Source organism: Luteibacter sp. dw_328 (assembly GCF_018449605.1).
Classification (GTDB): domain Bacteria; phylum Pseudomonadota; class Gammaproteobacteria; order Xanthomonadales; family Rhodanobacteraceae; genus Luteibacter.
Window position 1 is genome coordinate 102,227 of record NZ_JAAVUW010000003.1, and the last position, 16,924, is coordinate 119,150.

Genomic DNA, 16,924 nt, shown 5'->3' on the forward strand with positions numbered 1-16,924 from the left:
TCATGGGGCTTGGCTCCGAAAATACTCATGGAAAGTGTTGAGAAAAACCTCAAACGTCTGCGATAGTGACGCTTACGCACGCTAAACGTCGCTAACGCGTTCGATAGGCGGGCACGTTATCGGCCACCCATTGCACTTCCATGACAGTCGCAAACCTCACCAATCCACGCAGGTTTCTGCGCTGCAACACTTCCGTCATACCCACGTCACAAGGGATAATTCGCAAAGACGCGCCCTCGCCAGGGGACCGGCTCGACCGCAGTTGGCGAGGCACTCTCCCACCCCAGGACCTTCCAGGCGGAACACACCATGTCTCTCGTTAGCTCGCGCCGTATGCCGCGACGTCTCGTCATTGCCCTGTCCATCGCCACGGCGCTCACCGCTGGCACGGCCATCGCACAGGACGCCGCGCCCACCGCTCCGAAGGCCAAGACGGCCACGCTGGAGACCGTCACCGTCACCGCTGAAAAGCGCACGGAAGACTTGCAGAAGGTGCCCATCTCGATGACCGTGATCACGGCCGAGAAGCTGGAAGCCTTCGGGCAGGCTGGCGACGGCGTGCTCCAGCTCGCCGCACGCGCGCCGAGCGTGTATGCCGAGACGTCGTACGGCCGCGAGTTCCCGCGCTTCTACATCCGCGGCCTGGGCAACAGCGACTTCGATCTCAACGCGTCGCAGCCGGTATCGATGGTTTACGACGACATCGTCCAGGAAAACCCGATCCTCAAGGGCTTCCCGCTCTTCGATCTGGAGCAGGTGGAAGTGCTGCGCGGCCCGCAGGGCACCCTGTTCGGTCGCAACTCGCCCGCGGGCGTGATCAAGTTCGAATCGCGCAAGCCGACCCAGGAAACCGAGGGTTACGCGCGCCTTTCCTATGGCTCGTATGGCACGGCCAATGCCGAAGCCGCCCTCGGTGGCGCGATCAGCTCCGACTGGTCGGGCCGCGTATCTGCCATCGCCCAGCATCGCGACGGCTGGATCGACAACGACTACAAGGGCGAGAAGAACGATCTCGGTGGCTACAACGATCGCGCCGTTCGCCTGCAGGCCCTGTACAAGCACTCCGACGACTTCGACGCGCTGATCAACGTGCATGGTCGCCTGCTCGACGGCAGCGCCATGGTCAACCGCGCCAATGCGATTACCCTGGGCAGCGACCAGTTCGTGCAGGGCTTCGATCGCGATTCGGTGTCGCAGGACGGCAACAACAAGCAGCACCTGTTCACCTGGGGCAGCAACCTCCACCTGAACTGGCACTTCGGCGATCTGAACTTCACCTCGATCACCGGCCTGGAGCGCGCCCAGACGTACAGCCTCGGCGACGTCGACGGCGGCTACGACGCCTCGGAAACGCCGGCCCGCCCGAGCAGCACCAACCGCACCACGCCCTTCTATTCCGAGACCGCCGACGCCCTGCCGAAGGATCGCCAGATCAGCCAGGAATTCCGCTTGTCCAACGACAGTGCCGAGCGCCTGAAGTGGCAGGTCGGTACGTACTACTTCGACGAAGACGTCGCGATTACGAACTACTCGTACGACACGCTGAACAACCACGCCCTCAACGGCCTGGTCGACCAGAGCCAGCACACGAAGGCATGGGCGCTGTTCGGCTCGACCGACTACCAGTTCACCGACGACTTCGACCTGCGCGCCGGCGCCCGCTGGTCGCACGACAAGCGTGACTTCAGCGCCGAACGCTTCCTTGGCTTCACCGGCCCCATCGGCCCGCTGACCTCCAAGCCGACCGACTCGCGCTGGAGCGGCGACCTCACCGGCACCTGGCAGTTGTCGAAGAACGCGAACGTGTACGCACGCGTCGCCAACGGCTTCCGCGCACCCAGCGTGCAGGGCCGCATCACCTTTGCAAACAGCATCTCCACGGCGAGGCCGGAAACGGTGACCTCGTACGAAGTGGGCTTCAAGTCGACGACCGAAGACAACAAGCTCCGCTTCAACGCCGATATCTACAAGTACAACATGCACAACCAGCAGCTGACGGCGGTGGGCGGTGAAACCAACGTCACCGAGCTGATCAATGCGAAGAAGACCGAAGGCTATGGCGCCGAATTCGACCTCGAGGCCTACCTGACGCCACAGTTCTACATGACGGCCGGAGGCAGCTATAACCACACCGAGCTGAAGGATAAGAACCTGGCCATCGCTCCCTGCGGTGGCGGATGCACGGTGCTCGATCCGCTGAACGCCGAGGGCAATGCGCTGATCAACGGCAATTCGCTGCCCAATGCGCCGCAGTGGATCGGCACCTGGACCGCGCGCTACGGCATTCCGTATGGCGAGAGCGGCGAGTTCTTCGTCTACACCGACTGGAACTACCGCAGCGAAGTGAACTTCTTCCTGTACGACTCCGAAGAGTTCAAGAGCAAGCCGTTCCTCGAAGGCGGCATCCGCGTGGGCTACAACTGGGACTTCGGCAAGCGCGAGATCGCCCTTTACGGCCGCAACATCACCGACAAGAAGGTGATCACCGGCGGCATCGACTTCAATAACCGCACGGCCTTCGTCAACGACCCGCGCATCATCGGCGTGGAGTTCCGCGCGGAGCTGTAAAGCTCCGGGCCACCTTGATCGGCTAACGGCCGGCCCTGCAAAGGGCCGGCCGTTTTCGTTCGAGGCGAGCGGCCCTGTGTGAGCCGCTTCATCGGCGATCCCGCGGCAGCGGGCAGGCTAGCTGGCAGCACCCAATCGCCGCTGAAGCGGCTCCCACAGGTCTGCGCTGGCTCCCACAGGTCTGCGCTGGCTTCCGCAGATCGGCGTCTGGCTCCCACAGCGCTTTGCCGTGCTGCCCTAAACCTTTTCCTCCAAAGCGGCATCAGAGGTAGTGCCACCGACGCACCCCACCAGCACAGCGCGGCACGGCATAGGCCATAAGTCATATGGAATTTCACGAAATTCTGGTTGACGACTAAAAATCTGGTGTTATAGTTCACTACAACACCGGTCACCCACACCACCACTGGAGTACTGACATGAAAAACAACCTCAACCTCGCCGCCCTCGCCGCCGCCTTCGCCATCGCCACGGCTTCCCTGGCCGGCTTCTACAGCACCTCCATCTCCGCCGCCCCGCTCACCGAGATCAACGGCACGCACGTCACCAACCTGGCCCCGATCGTTGTCTACGCCAACGCCGACGCCGACGTCGCCGCCCTCTAACCCACTGACCGACCTGCAGCAAAGTCATCGGAGTCGAACCATGAAAGCGCCGAACCTCATCGCACTCACCGCCTCTGTACTTATCGCCGGAACCAGCGTGTTCGCCCTGCGCTCCTTCGATGACCGCGCCGCTGCACTGGTCGCCGCCCCCCATTTCGTCAACGGCGTCCGCGTCGTCGACCTGCCAGGGATCCAGGTACGGCCCACCGACGCCGATGTGCGCCAGGCTGCCATGGCCAGCGAGGCCACCCTGGATTCGGCGGCTGCCGCCCTCAAGCGCAGCGCGGAAGATCGCGCCGCTGCCTTGATCGGCGCGCAGCTGGCCATGCCCTACTATTCGTTTGGTAATGCACTGCGCCGCACGGCCAAGGATTAAATACATGTCCATCACCTGGAACGACAGCGTCCCGATCTACCGCCAGCTCCGCGAACGCGTAGTGGCGATGATCCTGGACGGCGCCTTGAACGAAGGCGACCCGCTGCCGTCGGTACGCCAGGTCGCGGGGGATTTTCAAATCAACCCGCTGACCGTTTCCAAGGCCTATCAGGAGCTGGTCGACGAACAATTGGTTGAGAAACGGAGGGGTCTTGGCATGTTCGTTATCGATGGAGCGCGTGACGCGCTACTGAAAAGTGAAAGGGAGCGCTTCCTGCGCGAAGAGTGGCCGGCACTGTTTGCCCGCCTCCAGCGCATGGGCCTCGACCTGAAGACCTTGATGCGTGAAGCCCAGGGCTCCACGGAGGATCCGTCATGACCGCGGTCGTTACCGCCACTGGCCTGAGCAAACGCTACAAGTCGTCGCAGGCGCTGGACGGCGCCACCTTCCAGATCGGGTCGGGCCGGATCGTCGGCCTGATCGGCCCCAACGGTGCCGGTAAGACCACGGCGCTCAAGGCCATCCTCGGCCTGACCACCTTTGAAGGCGAGCTCAATGTCCTCGGCCTCGATCCGCGCAAGGATCGCGACAAGCTGATGGAACAGGTCTGCTTCATTGCCGACGTGGCCGTGCTGCCCCGCTGGATCCGGGTGAAGGACGCGGTGGACTTCGTCGCCAACACACATCCCCGCTTCAACCGCGCCAAGTGCGACGCCTTCCTGGCCCGCACCAAGCTGCAGCCGCAGCAGAAGGTGAAACAACTGTCCAAGGGCATGATCGTGCAGTTGCACCTGGCCCTGGTGATGTCGATCGACGCCCGGCTGCTCGTGCTGGACGAACCCACGCTGGGCCTGGACATCCTTTACCGCAAGCAGTTCTACCAGAGCCTTCTGGAAGACTACTTCGACGAAGACAAGACCATCCTTGTGACCACGCATCAAGTCGAGGAGATCGAACACATCCTCACCGACCTCATGTTCATCCGCGACGGCAAAATCGTGCTCGACACCGACATGGATAGCCTGGGTGAGCGTTTTGCCGAGGTGCTGGTCGGCGCCGAGTTCGCGCACGCCGCCCGGGAACTGAAGCCGCTCGACGAGCGCCAGGTCTTCGGCAAGAGCATTTTCCTCTTCGACAACGTCAGCCGGCCCGAGCTGGAACGCCTGGGCGAGGTACGACGCCCGTCGATCGGCGACCTCTTCGTCGCCACCATGAAGGGCACCTACGCATGAAAACCTTCTACTGGCTGGTCAAGCGCGAGTTCTGGGAACACAAGGGCGGCTTCTTCTGGGCCCCGGTGATCGCAGGCATCGTCTTCCTCGTGCTCAACGGCATGGGCATAATCCTCGGCGAAATACTCGGTCGCGAGCACTGGGGTGGACTGAAGTTCGGCAGCGACGTTCATTTCCAGAACAATATGAGCGTGCAGGACCTGCAAAACGCAGGCGCCGGCATCGACATCATGCTCTACGCTGTCGCCGCGATCATTCTCGGCATCACCGCCATCGTGGTCTTCTTCTATTGCCTTGGCGCGCTGTACGACGATCGTCGCGACCGCAGCATCCTGTTCTGGAAGTCCCTGCCGCTGTCGGACACATCCACCGTATTGTCCAAGCTGGCAAGCGCAGCCATCGTGGCACCGGTGATCGCCCTGGTCGTCGGCGTGATCGTGGGACTGGCGATGATGATCCTCCTGGCCATCGCCGCAAGCATGCATGGCGTCAGCGTCTGGTCGCTGCTGATAGAGGCGCACCCGATCCGGGTCGTGCTCCACCTGATCGCACTGATCCCGCTGTACGCTATCTGGGCATTGCCTACGCTCGGCTGGTTGCTTCTCTGCTCCGCCTGGTCGAAGAGCAAACCGTTTCTTTGGGCCATCGCGCTGCCGGTAGGCTCTGGCGTCATCGTCTCCTGGTTCGGCCTGATGGGACTCGCCGATCTTTCCAGCAACTGGTACTGGAAGAACGTGGTTGGCCGGATGCTCGGTGGCCTGGTCCCGGGGGGATGGGCAGGAAACTCGACGATGACCGTGTTCCCGGGGCATAACGATCCTGTCGCCCTACTCGATAGCCTGGATCTGGCTTTCCACTACAGCGCGATGGGCAGCCCCTCGCTCTGGATCGGAGCGGCGGCCGGTGCCGTGATGATCGCCGGCGCCATCTGGTTCCGCCGCTGGCGCGACGAGAGCTGACACGACGTTCGGACGGCTCCCTCGGGAGCCGTCTTCCTTTGAGGGGATACATCACTCACCGTCCGTCTGCATACGTCAGGAGGTTGGTCATGGTCCGTCCGCGCTGGTTCCTGCTCGTCCCTCTCGCCCTGCTGCTTGTCGGGTGCGCCACACAACGGACGGCACCCGTCCCGCCGAAGCCTTTGCGCGGCGAAGCACTCGACCACCGCGTCGAGCAGCTGATGAAAGCCGCTAACGTCCCGGGCCTGGCTATCGCGATCATCGAAGACGGCAAGGTGACCTACGTGCACGCCTACGGCGAGCGCGATACGGCACAGCATCTTCCCCTGCAGACCGACACCGTGATGTACGCGGCATCCATCACCAAGATGGCCTTCGCGTACGCGCTGATGGGACTGGTGGACGAGCACCGTCTCGACCTCGACGCAAGCATCGCTACCGACCTGCCCAAACCCTTGCCCGATTATGAAAAATACGCGGACCTTGCGGGTGACGACCGCTGGAAGGCGCTGACGCCAGCGATCCTGCTGAGCCATCGCTCGGGCTTTGCCAACTATCGCTACTGGCCGCCTGGTAAGGACTACGACCCCGACGGCAAGCTGGCTTTTTACTTCACTCCAGGCACGCGCTACGCGTATTCCGGCGAAGGCATCAACCTGCTGCAGTTCGTCATCGAGAACGGCAAGGGCATCGACGTGGACACCTTGATGCGCAAGCGCCTGTTCACGCCCTTCGGCATGACACGCACCAGCATGACCTGGCGCGACGACTTCGCTGGCAACGTGGCGATCGGTTACGACGAAAACGGCAAGGCGCTGGGTCACAAGCACCGCGAATCCGTCCGTGCCGCGGGGTCGATGGACACCACCGTGCACGACTATGCCCAGCTGCTCGCCGCCATGGTGCGCGGCGACGGACTGAGCGCTGCCACCTACCGTGACTGGCTGACACCGCGCATCGCGATCCACTCGCTCCAGCAGTTCCCGACACTCCGCTCGCCCGATACGACCGACAACGACGCCATCAAGCTCGGGTACGGGCTGGGCATGGCCCGCTATCAGTCCACCACCGACGGCCCCGTCTTCTTCAAGTCCGGCCACGACGACGGCACGAACAACCTCGCGGTCTGCCAGATGAACTCGCGCGATTGCGTGCTGCTGCTGAGCAACAGTTCCAACGGCGAGAGCCTCTTTGCCTACCTGCTGGAGGCGACGATCGGCGAGACCTGCTTTCCCTGGTACTGGGAGAACTACATCCCCTTCGACCACCCCGAGTTGAGGGGTGAAGCCGGGCGGGCACTGCCACGTTCCGCCTGCACGCTGCCGAAACCGAGCCTGTAGAACCCCACGTTGTCCGATCCTCACGCCCCGGGGACCGTTACTTACAACGTTTGGCCAGTTGCGGCAGGCAGGGATTGTCCCGTACAAGCGGGCGTAGTCACGGCAGGATGCCGTGGGCGGGGGACGCCGATGGTGCACGGGGAGAGTCGCGATGAATGCGGAACACGCAGGGGACGACGTGCCCCAGGAGCCGACTGAGGCGCAGGCTCGCGAGAGCCGACGCGTGTCCCGCGGCGGCGGCGATGACTCGTGGTATGGACTCGCCCTTTCCGGCGGCGGCATTCGCAGCGCGACGTTCTGCCTGGGCGTGCTTCGTGGCCTGGCCAAGCAACACATCCTGAAGCGCTTCGACTACCTGTCCACGGTGTCCGGTGGCGGCTACGTGGGCTCGGCGTGGGGGCGCCTGTACAAAGGGGCCAACAACCCCGCCACCGCCGCGACTGTCGAGAAGGCCATCGCGGACGACGATTCGCTCGTTATCTGGTGGCTCCGGCAGAACGGCCGATTCCTCACCCCCGCAGGCGCACGCGACCTGTTCAAGACCTGGACGACGCAGTTCCGCGCCTTCATCGCGACGCAACTGGAAATCGCTTTCCTGGCTTTGTTGATCGGCGTCATCGTTGTGATCGCGCACATGGTCACCGTGTGGCTGCCGACGCCGGACCCCATCTGGTTTATCGCGGGCAGCGCATGGTTCGTGGTACTGCCGCTCATGCTCGCGTTTGTCGCCGCCATGATGTGCGGTTACTGGTTCCTCGGCAGGGGACTATGGGCAGGCGCTGGCGTCAGCATCCTGACCATCCTGCTGGCAACGACCCTGTTCTATACGGCGGCGACATCGCCTGGCTGGTCGCTTCGTTCCGCGGCGATGGTGGTAGGGGCCGCATGCCTGGTTTGCCCCCTTGGTTATCTTGTCGCGCTGGCCACGTCACTGGCGCAGCGCGACGCAGGCCGCAATCGCGTCATATTCAACAACGTGCTCGCCGGCCTGCTGGGCCTGTCCCTGGGCGTCCTCGTCATCGGCTGCCTGGACGTTGCCAGTTGGGCGATTCGCCACTGGCTCCTGAACATCCGCACGGGGGAGCACGGCACCAGCGTCTTTGCCGGCGCAGGCATTATGTCCGTCCTGCTCGCGGCGCTACGTACCGCCGTTCCCGCGTTTCTTACGCGTGGTAAGGGCAATGGCCGTGCTGCGATTCCGTGGCTGGCGCTGGCGCAGATCGCGTCATACCTGCTCCTGGGGTTGATCATCCTTTTCTGGACGACCTTCGTGCAGCTGATCGCCTTTCCGGGCGATGTGCGGGACTTTCCCGCATGGTTACAAAACGACGTCGTTCGCGCCGCCTGCCTGGTGATTCCCATTGCGGCGTACATGCTTATCACGGGCCAAAGCCTGGATTTCCTCAACCTGTCGTCGCTGCATCTGTTCTATCGGTCCCGCCTGGCCAGGGCCTACGTCGCAACCGGAAACTTCGGCGCAGCTGGCTCGCGCTGTCCCGCAAGCGCGCTGGATTCGAAGAACCTGACGTTGAATGGCGTGCCCGTGACAGATCTGGTCGCCAAGGCCACCGAGCTGTTACCGAACGACGATATTCCGTTCCCGGCCTACGCACCTCACTTGCATGGCGGCCCCATCCATCTCATCAACTGCTGTATCAACCAGACGATCGACGACCGCACGGGCACGTTCAATGCCGATCGCAAGGGCGTCTCGCTCACCGTCAGTAGCTTTGGTGCGGAGATAGGCACCGGACCCGCCTGTCCTCCGGCCGCGCCACTGAAGAACACAACGCTGGCAGAGTGGATCGCCATCTCCGGTGCGGCGATCGGCTCGGGCATGGGTACCTATACGCGCTCTGCCCTGTCGGCGCTGCTGTTCATCAGCGGCCTGCGCCTCGGATACTGGCAGAAGAATCTCTCTCAACCCGTCACTCGCTGGGTTTTTCTCGAGAAGTACCGGGCAATGTTGCGCGAATGCCTGGGCATGTTCCCCGGGCTGAAAAGCGCTCAATGGTACCTGTCCGACGGCGGCCACTTCGACAACACCGGTGTCTACGCCCTGCTCAAGCGGCGGCTCGACCTCGTCGTGCTCGCGGACTGCGGCGCCGATCCCGACTACCTCTTCGGCGATGTCGAAAACCTCGTGCGCAAGGCACGCATCGATTACGACTGTGACATCGAGTTCATCGACCCTCTGGATCCGACGCTTACAGGGTTTGCTCTGGCGCCCTTCCTCGCAACGCCAACGTCCATGACCAACAAGCCGGGCGATGACTTCCTGTTGCTTGCGCGTGTCACTTATCCGCCCCGGACTGCGAGTGACGAAGCGTTCGTGGGTGCGCTCCTGATCGTGAAGCCGCGCGTGCCCACCGCGTTCGATCTGGACACCACCGCGTATGCCGAGCGGCAACCGCCGTTCCCACAGCAGCCCACGTCCCAACAGTTCTTCAGCGAAGAACAGTGGGAAAGCTATTGTCACCTTGGCACCTATCTTGGCTCGCTGCTTTCCGGCCCGAGCCTTGCCGCATTGCCGGCCCTGGTGAAAGCAGCAGCCGTGATCACCATGCCCACCGGGAAACTCGCGCCGAAGAAGCCCGTGAAAGCCAAGCGATCGACGGCCGCCACCGTCGGGGCATCGATTGGCCTGGGTGCCGTCGCCACGGCGTTGATCGCTATCTGGCAGGCATGGGACGGGCAGCGAACGGAGGTCGCAACGCTCGCCAAAGCCGCCGCCGAGGATGCGGGCAAGGTCACAGCACAGATCCGCATCGTTCGCGAGGACTTCAAGAAAACAACGATCGACGTCGACAGTGCGTCTGACGACGTGACTGACTTGATCAGATTGTCATCCGCTACACCGCTGGCGGGAAGCAATCGCGACGACATGGCGACGCTGGAAACCCGGGTGCGCGCCCGCTGCGGCGCCGGCATCGACCTCTTCACCTGCACCAACCTCGCCGACAATCTGAAAAGAGCGCTGGTGCCATCGCCGGGGACGTGGGAGACGAACCTGGCGGAGTATCGAATCTGGGACAATCCCGTTCCGATCGAGGGCTCAACCAACGATCAAGGGACCACGACGCTGGCCTCCCATGCGACGACCGGGGCGACCGACCTGGGGCCGGCGGTGCTCACCGGCGCAACCGCGGCACCTGCACGGGACGCTGCGGTGGCCGCCCCCGCTCCACCCCCTGCACCTGCCGGACCCGCGGGCGCGCAGACCGCGCCTGTGGCCACGAGCACGAAGGTGCCCACCGTCGAAGTGACCTACACCGCAGATGATGTCCGCACTGCGTGCGGCGGTACGGACCGACCCACCACCGTGTACACACAGGTTTACAACGACACCTCGCGGGAGAGAGCGATGACCTACAACGCAGCGCTCAAGACGCTCGGCCTGCGTGCTCCGGGCGTCGAGAACGTCACAGCCACCGCAGCGCGGCGCGGCACGCGCATTCCCTTCCAGTGGAACCAGCCTACCCTGCTCTACACCGCGTCGGATGGCGCAGGCTGCGCAACGGCCCTTGCCGGATGGGCCACCACCGCGCACCACATAACGCCCCAGGTCGTGCCTCTGCCGCAGGGACAAGGCCGACCAGGCGTCCTCGAGCTGTGGTTGCCGGCGCATTGAGCCGGCAACCCGACAGATCACCCTGCCTCAACCACCGCCACCACCACCGCCGTGAATGCCGCCCTTGGTCAGTGTGGCGGGATCGAGCAGCCTGGCCAGCTCGGCCTTCGACAGGCCGGTGGTTTCGAGGGCGACATCCATGATCGGACGCTTTTCCTTATAAGCCTGCTTGGCCGTGGCGGCACCCTTCTCGTAGCCGATGACCGGATTGAGCGCGGTCACGAGAATGGGATTCTTGTCGAGCGCTTCGCGAATGTGTTCTTCGTTGACCTTGAAGCCGGCGATCGCTTTGTCAGCCAGCAGTACGATCACGTTCGACAGGATCTCGATCGACTGCAGCAGGTTGTACGCAATGACGGGCAGCATCACGTTGAGCTGGAAGTTACCCGACGCGCCGGCGACGGCTATCGTCGCGTCATTGCCGATGACCTGGGCTGCCACCATGGCGGCCGCTTCCGGAATGACCGGATTGACCTTGCCCGGCATGATCGACGAACCGGGCTGGAGTGCCGGCAACTCGATCTCGCCCAGACCTGCCAGCGGACCGGAATTCATCCAGCGCAGGTCGTTGGCGATCTTCATCACGGCAACGGCAAGCGCACGAAGCTGGCCAGAAAGTTCGACCGGGGCGTCCTGTGCAGCCATGCCCGCAAAGTAGTTCTCGGAGGACTCGAACTTCACGCCGGTAAGCTTCGTCAGCTCGACGGCAACCGCCGGTCCGAACTTCGGATCCGCATTGATGCCCGTACCCACCGCGCTGCCACCCTGAGGCAGGCGACGCGTGCGCTTCAGGGTGTCGGTGATACGTTCCGACGCATCGGCAATCTGCGCCGACCAACCCGAGAGCTCCTGTCCGAAAGTGATCGGCATCGCGTCCATCAGGTGAGTGCGGCCGGTCTTGACGACCTTCTTCAGCTCTTTGGCACGGGTGTCGATGGTCTTGCGCAGGTGCTTCAGCGCCGGCAGCAGCTTCTCGGCCGTCGCCAGACTGGCGCTGACCAGGATCGCCGTGGGGATCACGTCATTGGAGCTCTGCCCCGCATTGACGTGGTCGTTCGGGTGCACGGTCGTGCCGGCCGCCTCGGCGAGGTGAGCAATGACCTCATTGGCATTCATGTTCGAGCTGGTACCCGACCCGGTCTGAAAGACATCGATCGGGAAGTGTTCGTCGACGCCACCGGCGGCGACCTGCTCGGCGGCGGCACGGATGGCTTTGGCGGAGGCCTTGTCGAGGTGCCCCAGCTTGACGTTCGCCTCTGCCGCCGCCGACTTGATCAGGCCCAGCGCACGAATGAACTCGCGCGGCATGGTCAGCCCCGACACCGGGAAGTTATCCACCGCCCGCTGGGTCTGGGCGCCATAGAGGGCTTTGGCGGGTACCTTCAACTCGCCCATGCTGTCGCGTTCGGTGCGGAACTTGCTCATGCGGGGAACCTCGGTGGGAGATTCCCCTACAGTAAGGCCCCTTGATGCATTTTTGAACGTGTGCGGCCCCTATTCCCCTGTGGGAGCCGCTTCAGCGGCGATCCCGCGGCAGCGGGCAGCCGTCGCCAGCACCCATCGCCGGCAAAGCCGGCTCCCACACAAGGCCCCCGCAGCCCCCAGGCGGTATAATCACCGGCTGCCCCGCCTAGCCTCCAGGAACGCCCCATGTCCCACGCCACGCTGACCGCCCTTTCGCCGCTGGACGGCCGCTACGCCTCCAAGGTTGAGCCGCTGCGCCCCATCTTCAGCGAATTCGGCCTCATGCATCGCCGCGTGCACGTGGAGATCCACTGGCTGCTGGCCCTGGCCGCGCACCCGGGCATCGTCGAGCTACCGGCCTTCCCGGCCGACGCCGTGACCCGCCTGCTCGCCATCGCCGACCACTTCTCCATCGAGGACGGCGAGCGGATCAAGGCGATCGAGGCCACGACCAACCACGACGTCAAGGCGGTCGAGTACCTCATCAAGGAGAAGATCGGCAACGATCCCGCCCTCGCCCAGGCCAAAGAGTTCGTGCATTTCGCCTGCACCAGCGAAGACATCAACAACCTCGCTTACTCGCTGATGCTGCGCGACGCGCGTGAAGCGGTGCTGCTGCCAGCGCTGGACAAGGTCATTGCGATGCTGCGCGGCCTCGCGCACGAGCACGCCGGCCTCTCGCTGCTCGCACGCACGCACGGCCAGACCGCCTCGCCGACGACCATGGGCAAGGAAATCGCCAACGTCGTCGCGCGCCTCGAGCGTCAGCGTCGCCAGCTCGTCGCCATCGAGATCCCGGGCAAGATCAACGGTGCCGTCGGTAACTACAACGCCCACGTCATCGCTTATCCGGCGCTCGACTGGCCGGCGCTCGCGTCGAACTTCGTCGATGGCCTCGGCCTTACGTTCAATCCGTACACGACGCAGATCGAGCCGCACGACGGCATCGCCGAATTCGCCGACGTACTGCGCCGGATCAACATCATTCTTATCGACCTCGCGCGTGACATCTGGGGCTACATCTCGCTGGGCTACTTCCGCCAGGCGCTCAAGGCGGGCGAAGTCGGTTCGTCCACGATGCCGCACAAGGTCAACCCGATCGACTTCGAGAATGCCGAAGGCAACTTCGGTCTCGCCAACGCCCTGCTCGGTCACTTCGCCGAGAAGCTCCCGATCAGCCGCTGGCAGCGCGATCTCACCGATTCCACCGTGCTGCGTGCACTCGGCACGGCTTACGGCCATTCGCTGGTCGCGATCGAGTCGCTGCTGAAGGGTCTGGGCAAGCTCAACGTCAACGCCGAGCGCGTCGCCGCTGATCTCGACAACAGCTGGGAAGTCCTCGCCGAAGCCGTCCAGACCGTCATGCGTCGCTTCGGCCTGCCGGAACCGTACGAGCAGCTCAAGGCGCTCACGCGCGGCCAGGGCATCACGAAGGATTCGATGCGTGCCTTCATTGCTGGCCTCGACCTGCCTGCCGATGCGAAGCAGGCACTCGCCGAGCTGACGCCGGCGTCTTACATCGGACTTGCGGACAAGCTCGCGAAAGCCATCTGAGCGCACTAACGCATCGCACACGAAAAAGCCCGGCATTCGCATGCCGGGCTTTTTTCATCCGCTGACTTTAGTGGTGGTCGTGATCGTTGCAGCTGTTGTCGCGACGATCGCGATCATCGCAATGGCGATCAGGGCCGTTGTTGTCGTAGCGACCGGGGCCGCCATCGCGGTGATCGCGGATGAGACAGCCGCTGAGGGACACGACGGACGACAGAAGCATGGCGATGATAAGCAGGCGTTTCATGGGTGACTCCGGGATAACGACGGCGCGTTATGTCGTTACAACGTACGCGTGCTGACATCAAGGAGCGATGAAACGACCTGTTGCGCCCGTCCCGTCTGGTGAGCGGTGAACGTGAGCGATATGATGCCGACCTTCGAAGAAATCACGCGCCGTCTCTGGCGGGCTCTTACGGTTCAGTCACCGCTGTCAGGGCGGGAAAATCACACACAGGGAAGTCGACCATGTCCGTTCGCGCACTCGCTTTTGTGGTCCTACTGATGCCCGGCCTCGGGCATGCGAGCGCAATCCAGGACCTGGCCTCCAGCCAGATCGAAAAGCTAAACATGGTTTGTAAACCCATTCCCAGTCTGCCGCTGAAGGACCTCACCGAACTGAAAGGCATGGAGACGCCGGAGGACTGGCGCGCGTACATGGCGTTCGACGCCCAGGTGAAATGGACCGAGTTCGCTCACGAGCCTGCCTGCAAGACAGCGATGCTGGAGAACGCCGTGGAAGGCATGGCGTTCTTCCTGAAAAACGAACCGCTGACATCCAACTGGATCAATATGGCGCGGGGGAGCGAAGCCCAGGCACTCCTCATCCTAGCCGTGTCGAGCAACCCTTCGATGAAAAGCGAACGTCTCGCCCAGGCTGATGCCCTCATCGCCGAGTACGTCGCTAATGAGGCTCACGCAAAAGATCCCAAGAACATCGCACGAGGCATGGGCTACTACTTTCCCGCGCATTGGTACCTCACTGCGGCAAAGGCAGCAGCGGAACCCGCCGACGTCGACACCCTGCTCGCCAGAGCACTCCAGACGGCACGCGCCGGCATGGAAAAAGCGACGGACAAATCCGAACTCATGGAGCCTTATGGCATCGCCCTCGGTGAAATCGCCAAGCGTGCGCCGAAGGGCAGCCCTGAATGGCGCAAGGCCATCGAGGAAAGCATCGACGCGTTCGCCACGAACCGCGCGACCGATCCCCTCGCCCCCTACAACATCGCCATCGACCGCATCCTGCTCGGCGACCTGCCGGCCGCGCACAAGGAACTACAGGATCTGGCCGACGCCGGTCGCATGGACGACCAGATCTGCATGGGCATGATGACCGACCCCGACCTCACGCCCCTGCGGGACGCGGAAATGCCCTGGTTCCGCCAACTCGTGATCGACCGATGCCAGCCAACCATCCAACGCTTTCGCTCACGAGCCGCACACCCCTGAGACATGGGCCATAACGCAGCTACAATGCCGCCCATGGCCATCCAGACCCCCACCCGCAAGTCCCTCCCGATCGAAGTGCGCGGCAGCGCCAGCCAGCCGCTCGGCATGAGCGCCGCGCAGTTTCTGCGCGACTACTGGCAGAAGCGACCGCTGCTGATCCGCAACGCCTTCCCGGACTTCCAGCCGCCGATCCAGCCCAACGATCTCGCCGGCCTCGCCTGCGAAGAGGGCGTACTCGCCCGTCTCATCATTCATGACGAGAAGCGCGACCGCTGGACCGTCAAGAGCGGCCCCTTCGAGGAAGCCGAATTCGGCAAGACACCCAAGCGCGACTGGACCCTCCTGGTCCAGGACGTCGACAAGTGGGACAACGACGTAGCCGGCCTGCTGGAGTCCTTCTCGTTCCTGCCCAGCTGGCGCGTGGACGACGTGATGATCTCCTACGCCGAGGACGGCGGTGGCGTCGGCGCCCATGTCGACCAGTACGACGTCTTCCTGCTCCAGGGCATCGGCCAGCGCCATTGGGCGATCAGTGATGACCCGGATGCCCCGCTCGACTTCCGCACCGATGTCGAACTCAAGCAGCTCAAGGAGTTCCTGCCCACCCACGAGTGGCTGCTCGAACCCGGTGACATGCTTTATCTCCCCCCGGGCGTGCCCCACGACGGCATCGCCCTCGGCGACTGCATGACCCTGTCCATCGGCATGCGCGCGCCCTCGCAGGCGGAACTCACGGGCGATCTCGCCGATTTCCTCGCCGAGCGAATGCCCGACGAGCTCCGCTACACCGATGCCGACCTCGTTCCTGCTAAGCGCGTGGGCGAAATCGATACGGCAGCCCTGAACCGTCTACGCCAGGCCCTTCCCTTCGCGGCGGCGCTGGACCGCGACCTGCTGGCCGATTGGTTCGGTCGCTTCATCACCCGCTATCGCAACGCCCAGGTGCCCGCCGCACCGCCGAAGGCCAGCACCGCCGCCGCGCTCGACAAGGCTCTCGACGGGGGAGCCGCCCTGGTCCGCCATCCCTTCGCCCGCCTCGCCTGGGTGCGCGGCAAGAAGGACGCCACGCTATACGTGAGTGGGCACGCCTACCCCTGCCCGGTCGATCTGGCCGAGCGGCTTTCGGCCGAACGCGAGTTTCGCCTCGAAGGGGCGACCTCCCCCGCCGGGCGCGAGGTCCTGCTGGCCTTGGTCAACGAGGGCCAGCTGATCGTCCGCAAGGGTCGCCGCCGGTGACCGACAAGGCGGACACGGCGCTGACTGTCGAGGACCGTGCCGGCCTCGAGGTTGCCCATGTCCGCCTGCTGGCCCAGGCCAGGTACCGCGTCGCGATGTATCTGCCGCGCATGGAGCCGGGGGTCCTGGACAGCGACGCGATCCTCGCCGAACTGCGCCGGATCGCGACGAGCGGTCGACCGGCCCAGATCCGCATCCTGACCCACGATGCCGAACAGGCCCACCGCGAGGGGCATCGGGTGATCGCCCTTGCCCAGCGCCTGCCGACCGCCGTCTCGATCCGTACGCCGGTGGACGAAACGCACCTCGGTTACGCGTCGGCGTTCATCTGCGATACCACCAGTGGCTTCCTGTTCAGACCCGTGGCCAGCAGGTACGAAGCACGCGGCGACCTCGACGCGCCAGGAGAGACCTCTCGCCTGATGGCGTATTTCGACGAAGTCTGGGAGCGGGCCGAGCCGGCATGGCAGATAAGACCACTCGGGATCTGAAAGGCATACGAAACGTGA

Annotated in this window: 14 protein-coding genes; 12 read left to right on the plus strand and 2 right to left on the minus strand. The window is 63.8% G+C overall.

The annotated features are described in order from the left end of the window. Positions 1-309 precede the first annotated feature (309 nt). From HB634_RS08135 to HB634_RS08170, 8 genes are all read left to right on the plus strand, one after another. Positions 310-2,568 carry a TonB-dependent receptor gene (locus tag HB634_RS08135; RefSeq protein ID WP_213948244.1) on the plus strand — a complete coding sequence of 753 codons (2,259 nt, stop codon included), beginning with the start codon at positions 310-312 and terminating at the stop codon, positions 2,566-2,568. Between the two features lie 419 nt (positions 2,569-2,987). Beyond that, a complete protein-coding gene (locus tag HB634_RS08140) occupies positions 2,988-3,173 on the plus strand; it encodes a hypothetical protein (protein WP_063572314.1) in 186 nt (61 codons plus the stop codon). A gap of 40 nt (positions 3,174-3,213) precedes the next feature. Beyond that, positions 3,214-3,549, plus strand: coding sequence for a hypothetical protein (locus HB634_RS08145; protein WP_213948245.1), 336 nt, complete (start codon positions 3,214-3,216; stop codon positions 3,547-3,549). A 4-nt stretch (positions 3,550-3,553) separates the two neighbouring features. Then, positions 3,554-3,928 (plus strand): GntR family transcriptional regulator, encoded by a 375-nt coding sequence (locus HB634_RS08150; protein WP_046969113.1) that lies wholly within the window; start codon positions 3,554-3,556, stop codon positions 3,926-3,928. Beyond that, positions 3,925-4,782: an ABC transporter ATP-binding protein gene (locus HB634_RS08155; RefSeq protein WP_063572317.1), complete on the plus strand. Its 858-nt coding sequence runs from the start codon at positions 3,925-3,927 to the stop codon at positions 4,780-4,782. Before HB634_RS08150 ends, HB634_RS08155 begins: the two co-directional genes overlap by 4 nt. After that, complete coding sequence (locus tag HB634_RS08160; RefSeq protein ID WP_063572318.1) at positions 4,779-5,741, plus strand: hypothetical protein; 963 nt, start codon at positions 4,779-4,781, stop codon at positions 5,739-5,741. The genes HB634_RS08155 and HB634_RS08160 overlap by 4 nt, the downstream gene beginning before the upstream one ends. 89 nt (positions 5,742-5,830) lie before the next feature. Beyond that, positions 5,831-7,081, plus strand: a complete 1,251-nt coding sequence (locus tag HB634_RS08165) for a serine hydrolase domain-containing protein (protein ID WP_213948246.1) — start codon at positions 5,831-5,833, stop codon at positions 7,079-7,081. 151 nt (positions 7,082-7,232) lie between these two features. Further along, complete coding sequence (locus HB634_RS08170; RefSeq protein WP_213948247.1) at positions 7,233-10,712, plus strand: patatin-like phospholipase family protein; 3,480 nt, start codon at positions 7,233-7,235, stop codon at positions 10,710-10,712. 27 nt (positions 10,713-10,739) lie between these two features. On the opposite strand, the gene HB634_RS08175 is transcribed toward HB634_RS08170, so the two are convergent. Further along, positions 10,740-12,137 (minus strand): class II fumarate hydratase, encoded by a 1,398-nt coding sequence (locus HB634_RS08175; RefSeq protein ID WP_213948248.1) that lies wholly within the window; start codon positions 12,135-12,137, stop codon positions 10,740-10,742. Positions 12,138-12,362: 225 nt separating this feature from the next. Here HB634_RS08175 and purB point away from each other — a divergent pair, with 225 nt between their 5' ends. After that, positions 12,363-13,730, plus strand: coding sequence for an adenylosuccinate lyase (purB, locus tag HB634_RS08180; protein ID WP_213948249.1), 1,368 nt, complete (start codon positions 12,363-12,365; stop codon positions 13,728-13,730). Between the two features lie 67 nt (positions 13,731-13,797). On the opposite strand, the gene HB634_RS08185 is transcribed toward purB, so the two are convergent. Beyond that, complete coding sequence (locus tag HB634_RS08185) at positions 13,798-13,974, minus strand: hypothetical protein (protein ID WP_213948250.1); 177 nt, start codon at positions 13,972-13,974, stop codon at positions 13,798-13,800. A gap of 221 nt (positions 13,975-14,195) precedes the next feature. Here HB634_RS08185 and HB634_RS08190 point away from each other — a divergent pair, with 221 nt between their 5' ends. The 3 genes from HB634_RS08190 to HB634_RS08200 are packed head-to-tail and all read left to right on the plus strand — an operon-like array spanning position 14,196 to position 16,906. Then, positions 14,196-15,179 (plus strand): hypothetical protein, encoded by a 984-nt coding sequence (locus HB634_RS08190; RefSeq protein WP_213948251.1) that lies wholly within the window; start codon positions 14,196-14,198, stop codon positions 15,177-15,179. Positions 15,180-15,212: 33 nt separating this feature from the next. Beyond that, complete coding sequence (locus tag HB634_RS08195; protein ID WP_255548451.1) at positions 15,213-16,415, plus strand: cupin domain-containing protein; 1,203 nt, start codon at positions 15,213-15,215, stop codon at positions 16,413-16,415. Next, positions 16,412-16,906 (plus strand): hypothetical protein, encoded by a 495-nt coding sequence (locus tag HB634_RS08200; protein ID WP_063574091.1) that lies wholly within the window; start codon positions 16,412-16,414, stop codon positions 16,904-16,906. Before HB634_RS08195 ends, HB634_RS08200 begins: the two co-directional genes overlap by 4 nt. The last annotated feature ends 18 nt before the right edge of the window (positions 16,907-16,924 follow it).

Coding starts and splice junctions, on each gene's coding strand:
- HB634_RS08135 (WP_213948244.1), top strand. CDS start 310: ATGTCTCTCGTTAGCTCGCGCCGTATGCCGCGACGTCTCGTCATTGCC.
- HB634_RS08140 (WP_063572314.1), top strand. CDS start 2,988: ATGAAAAACAACCTCAACCTCGCCGCCCTCGCCGCCGCCTTCGCCATC.
- HB634_RS08145 (WP_213948245.1), top strand. CDS start 3,214: ATGAAAGCGCCGAACCTCATCGCACTCACCGCCTCTGTACTTATCGCC.
- HB634_RS08150 (WP_046969113.1), top strand. CDS start 3,554: ATGTCCATCACCTGGAACGACAGCGTCCCGATCTACCGCCAGCTCCGC.
- HB634_RS08155 (WP_063572317.1), top strand. CDS start 3,925: ATGACCGCGGTCGTTACCGCCACTGGCCTGAGCAAACGCTACAAGTCG.
- HB634_RS08160 (WP_063572318.1), top strand. CDS start 4,779: ATGAAAACCTTCTACTGGCTGGTCAAGCGCGAGTTCTGGGAACACAAG.
- HB634_RS08165 (WP_213948246.1), top strand. CDS start 5,831: ATGGTCCGTCCGCGCTGGTTCCTGCTCGTCCCTCTCGCCCTGCTGCTT.
- HB634_RS08170 (WP_213948247.1), top strand. CDS start 7,233: ATGAATGCGGAACACGCAGGGGACGACGTGCCCCAGGAGCCGACTGAG.
- HB634_RS08175 (WP_213948248.1), bottom strand. CDS start 12,137: ATGAGCAAGTTCCGCACCGAACGCGACAGCATGGGCGAGTTGAAGGTA.
- purB (WP_213948249.1), top strand. CDS start 12,363: ATGTCCCACGCCACGCTGACCGCCCTTTCGCCGCTGGACGGCCGCTAC.
- HB634_RS08185 (WP_213948250.1), bottom strand. CDS start 13,974: ATGAAACGCCTGCTTATCATCGCCATGCTTCTGTCGTCCGTCGTGTCC.
- HB634_RS08190 (WP_213948251.1), top strand. CDS start 14,196: ATGTCCGTTCGCGCACTCGCTTTTGTGGTCCTACTGATGCCCGGCCTC.
- HB634_RS08195 (WP_255548451.1), top strand. CDS start 15,213: ATGGCCATCCAGACCCCCACCCGCAAGTCCCTCCCGATCGAAGTGCGC.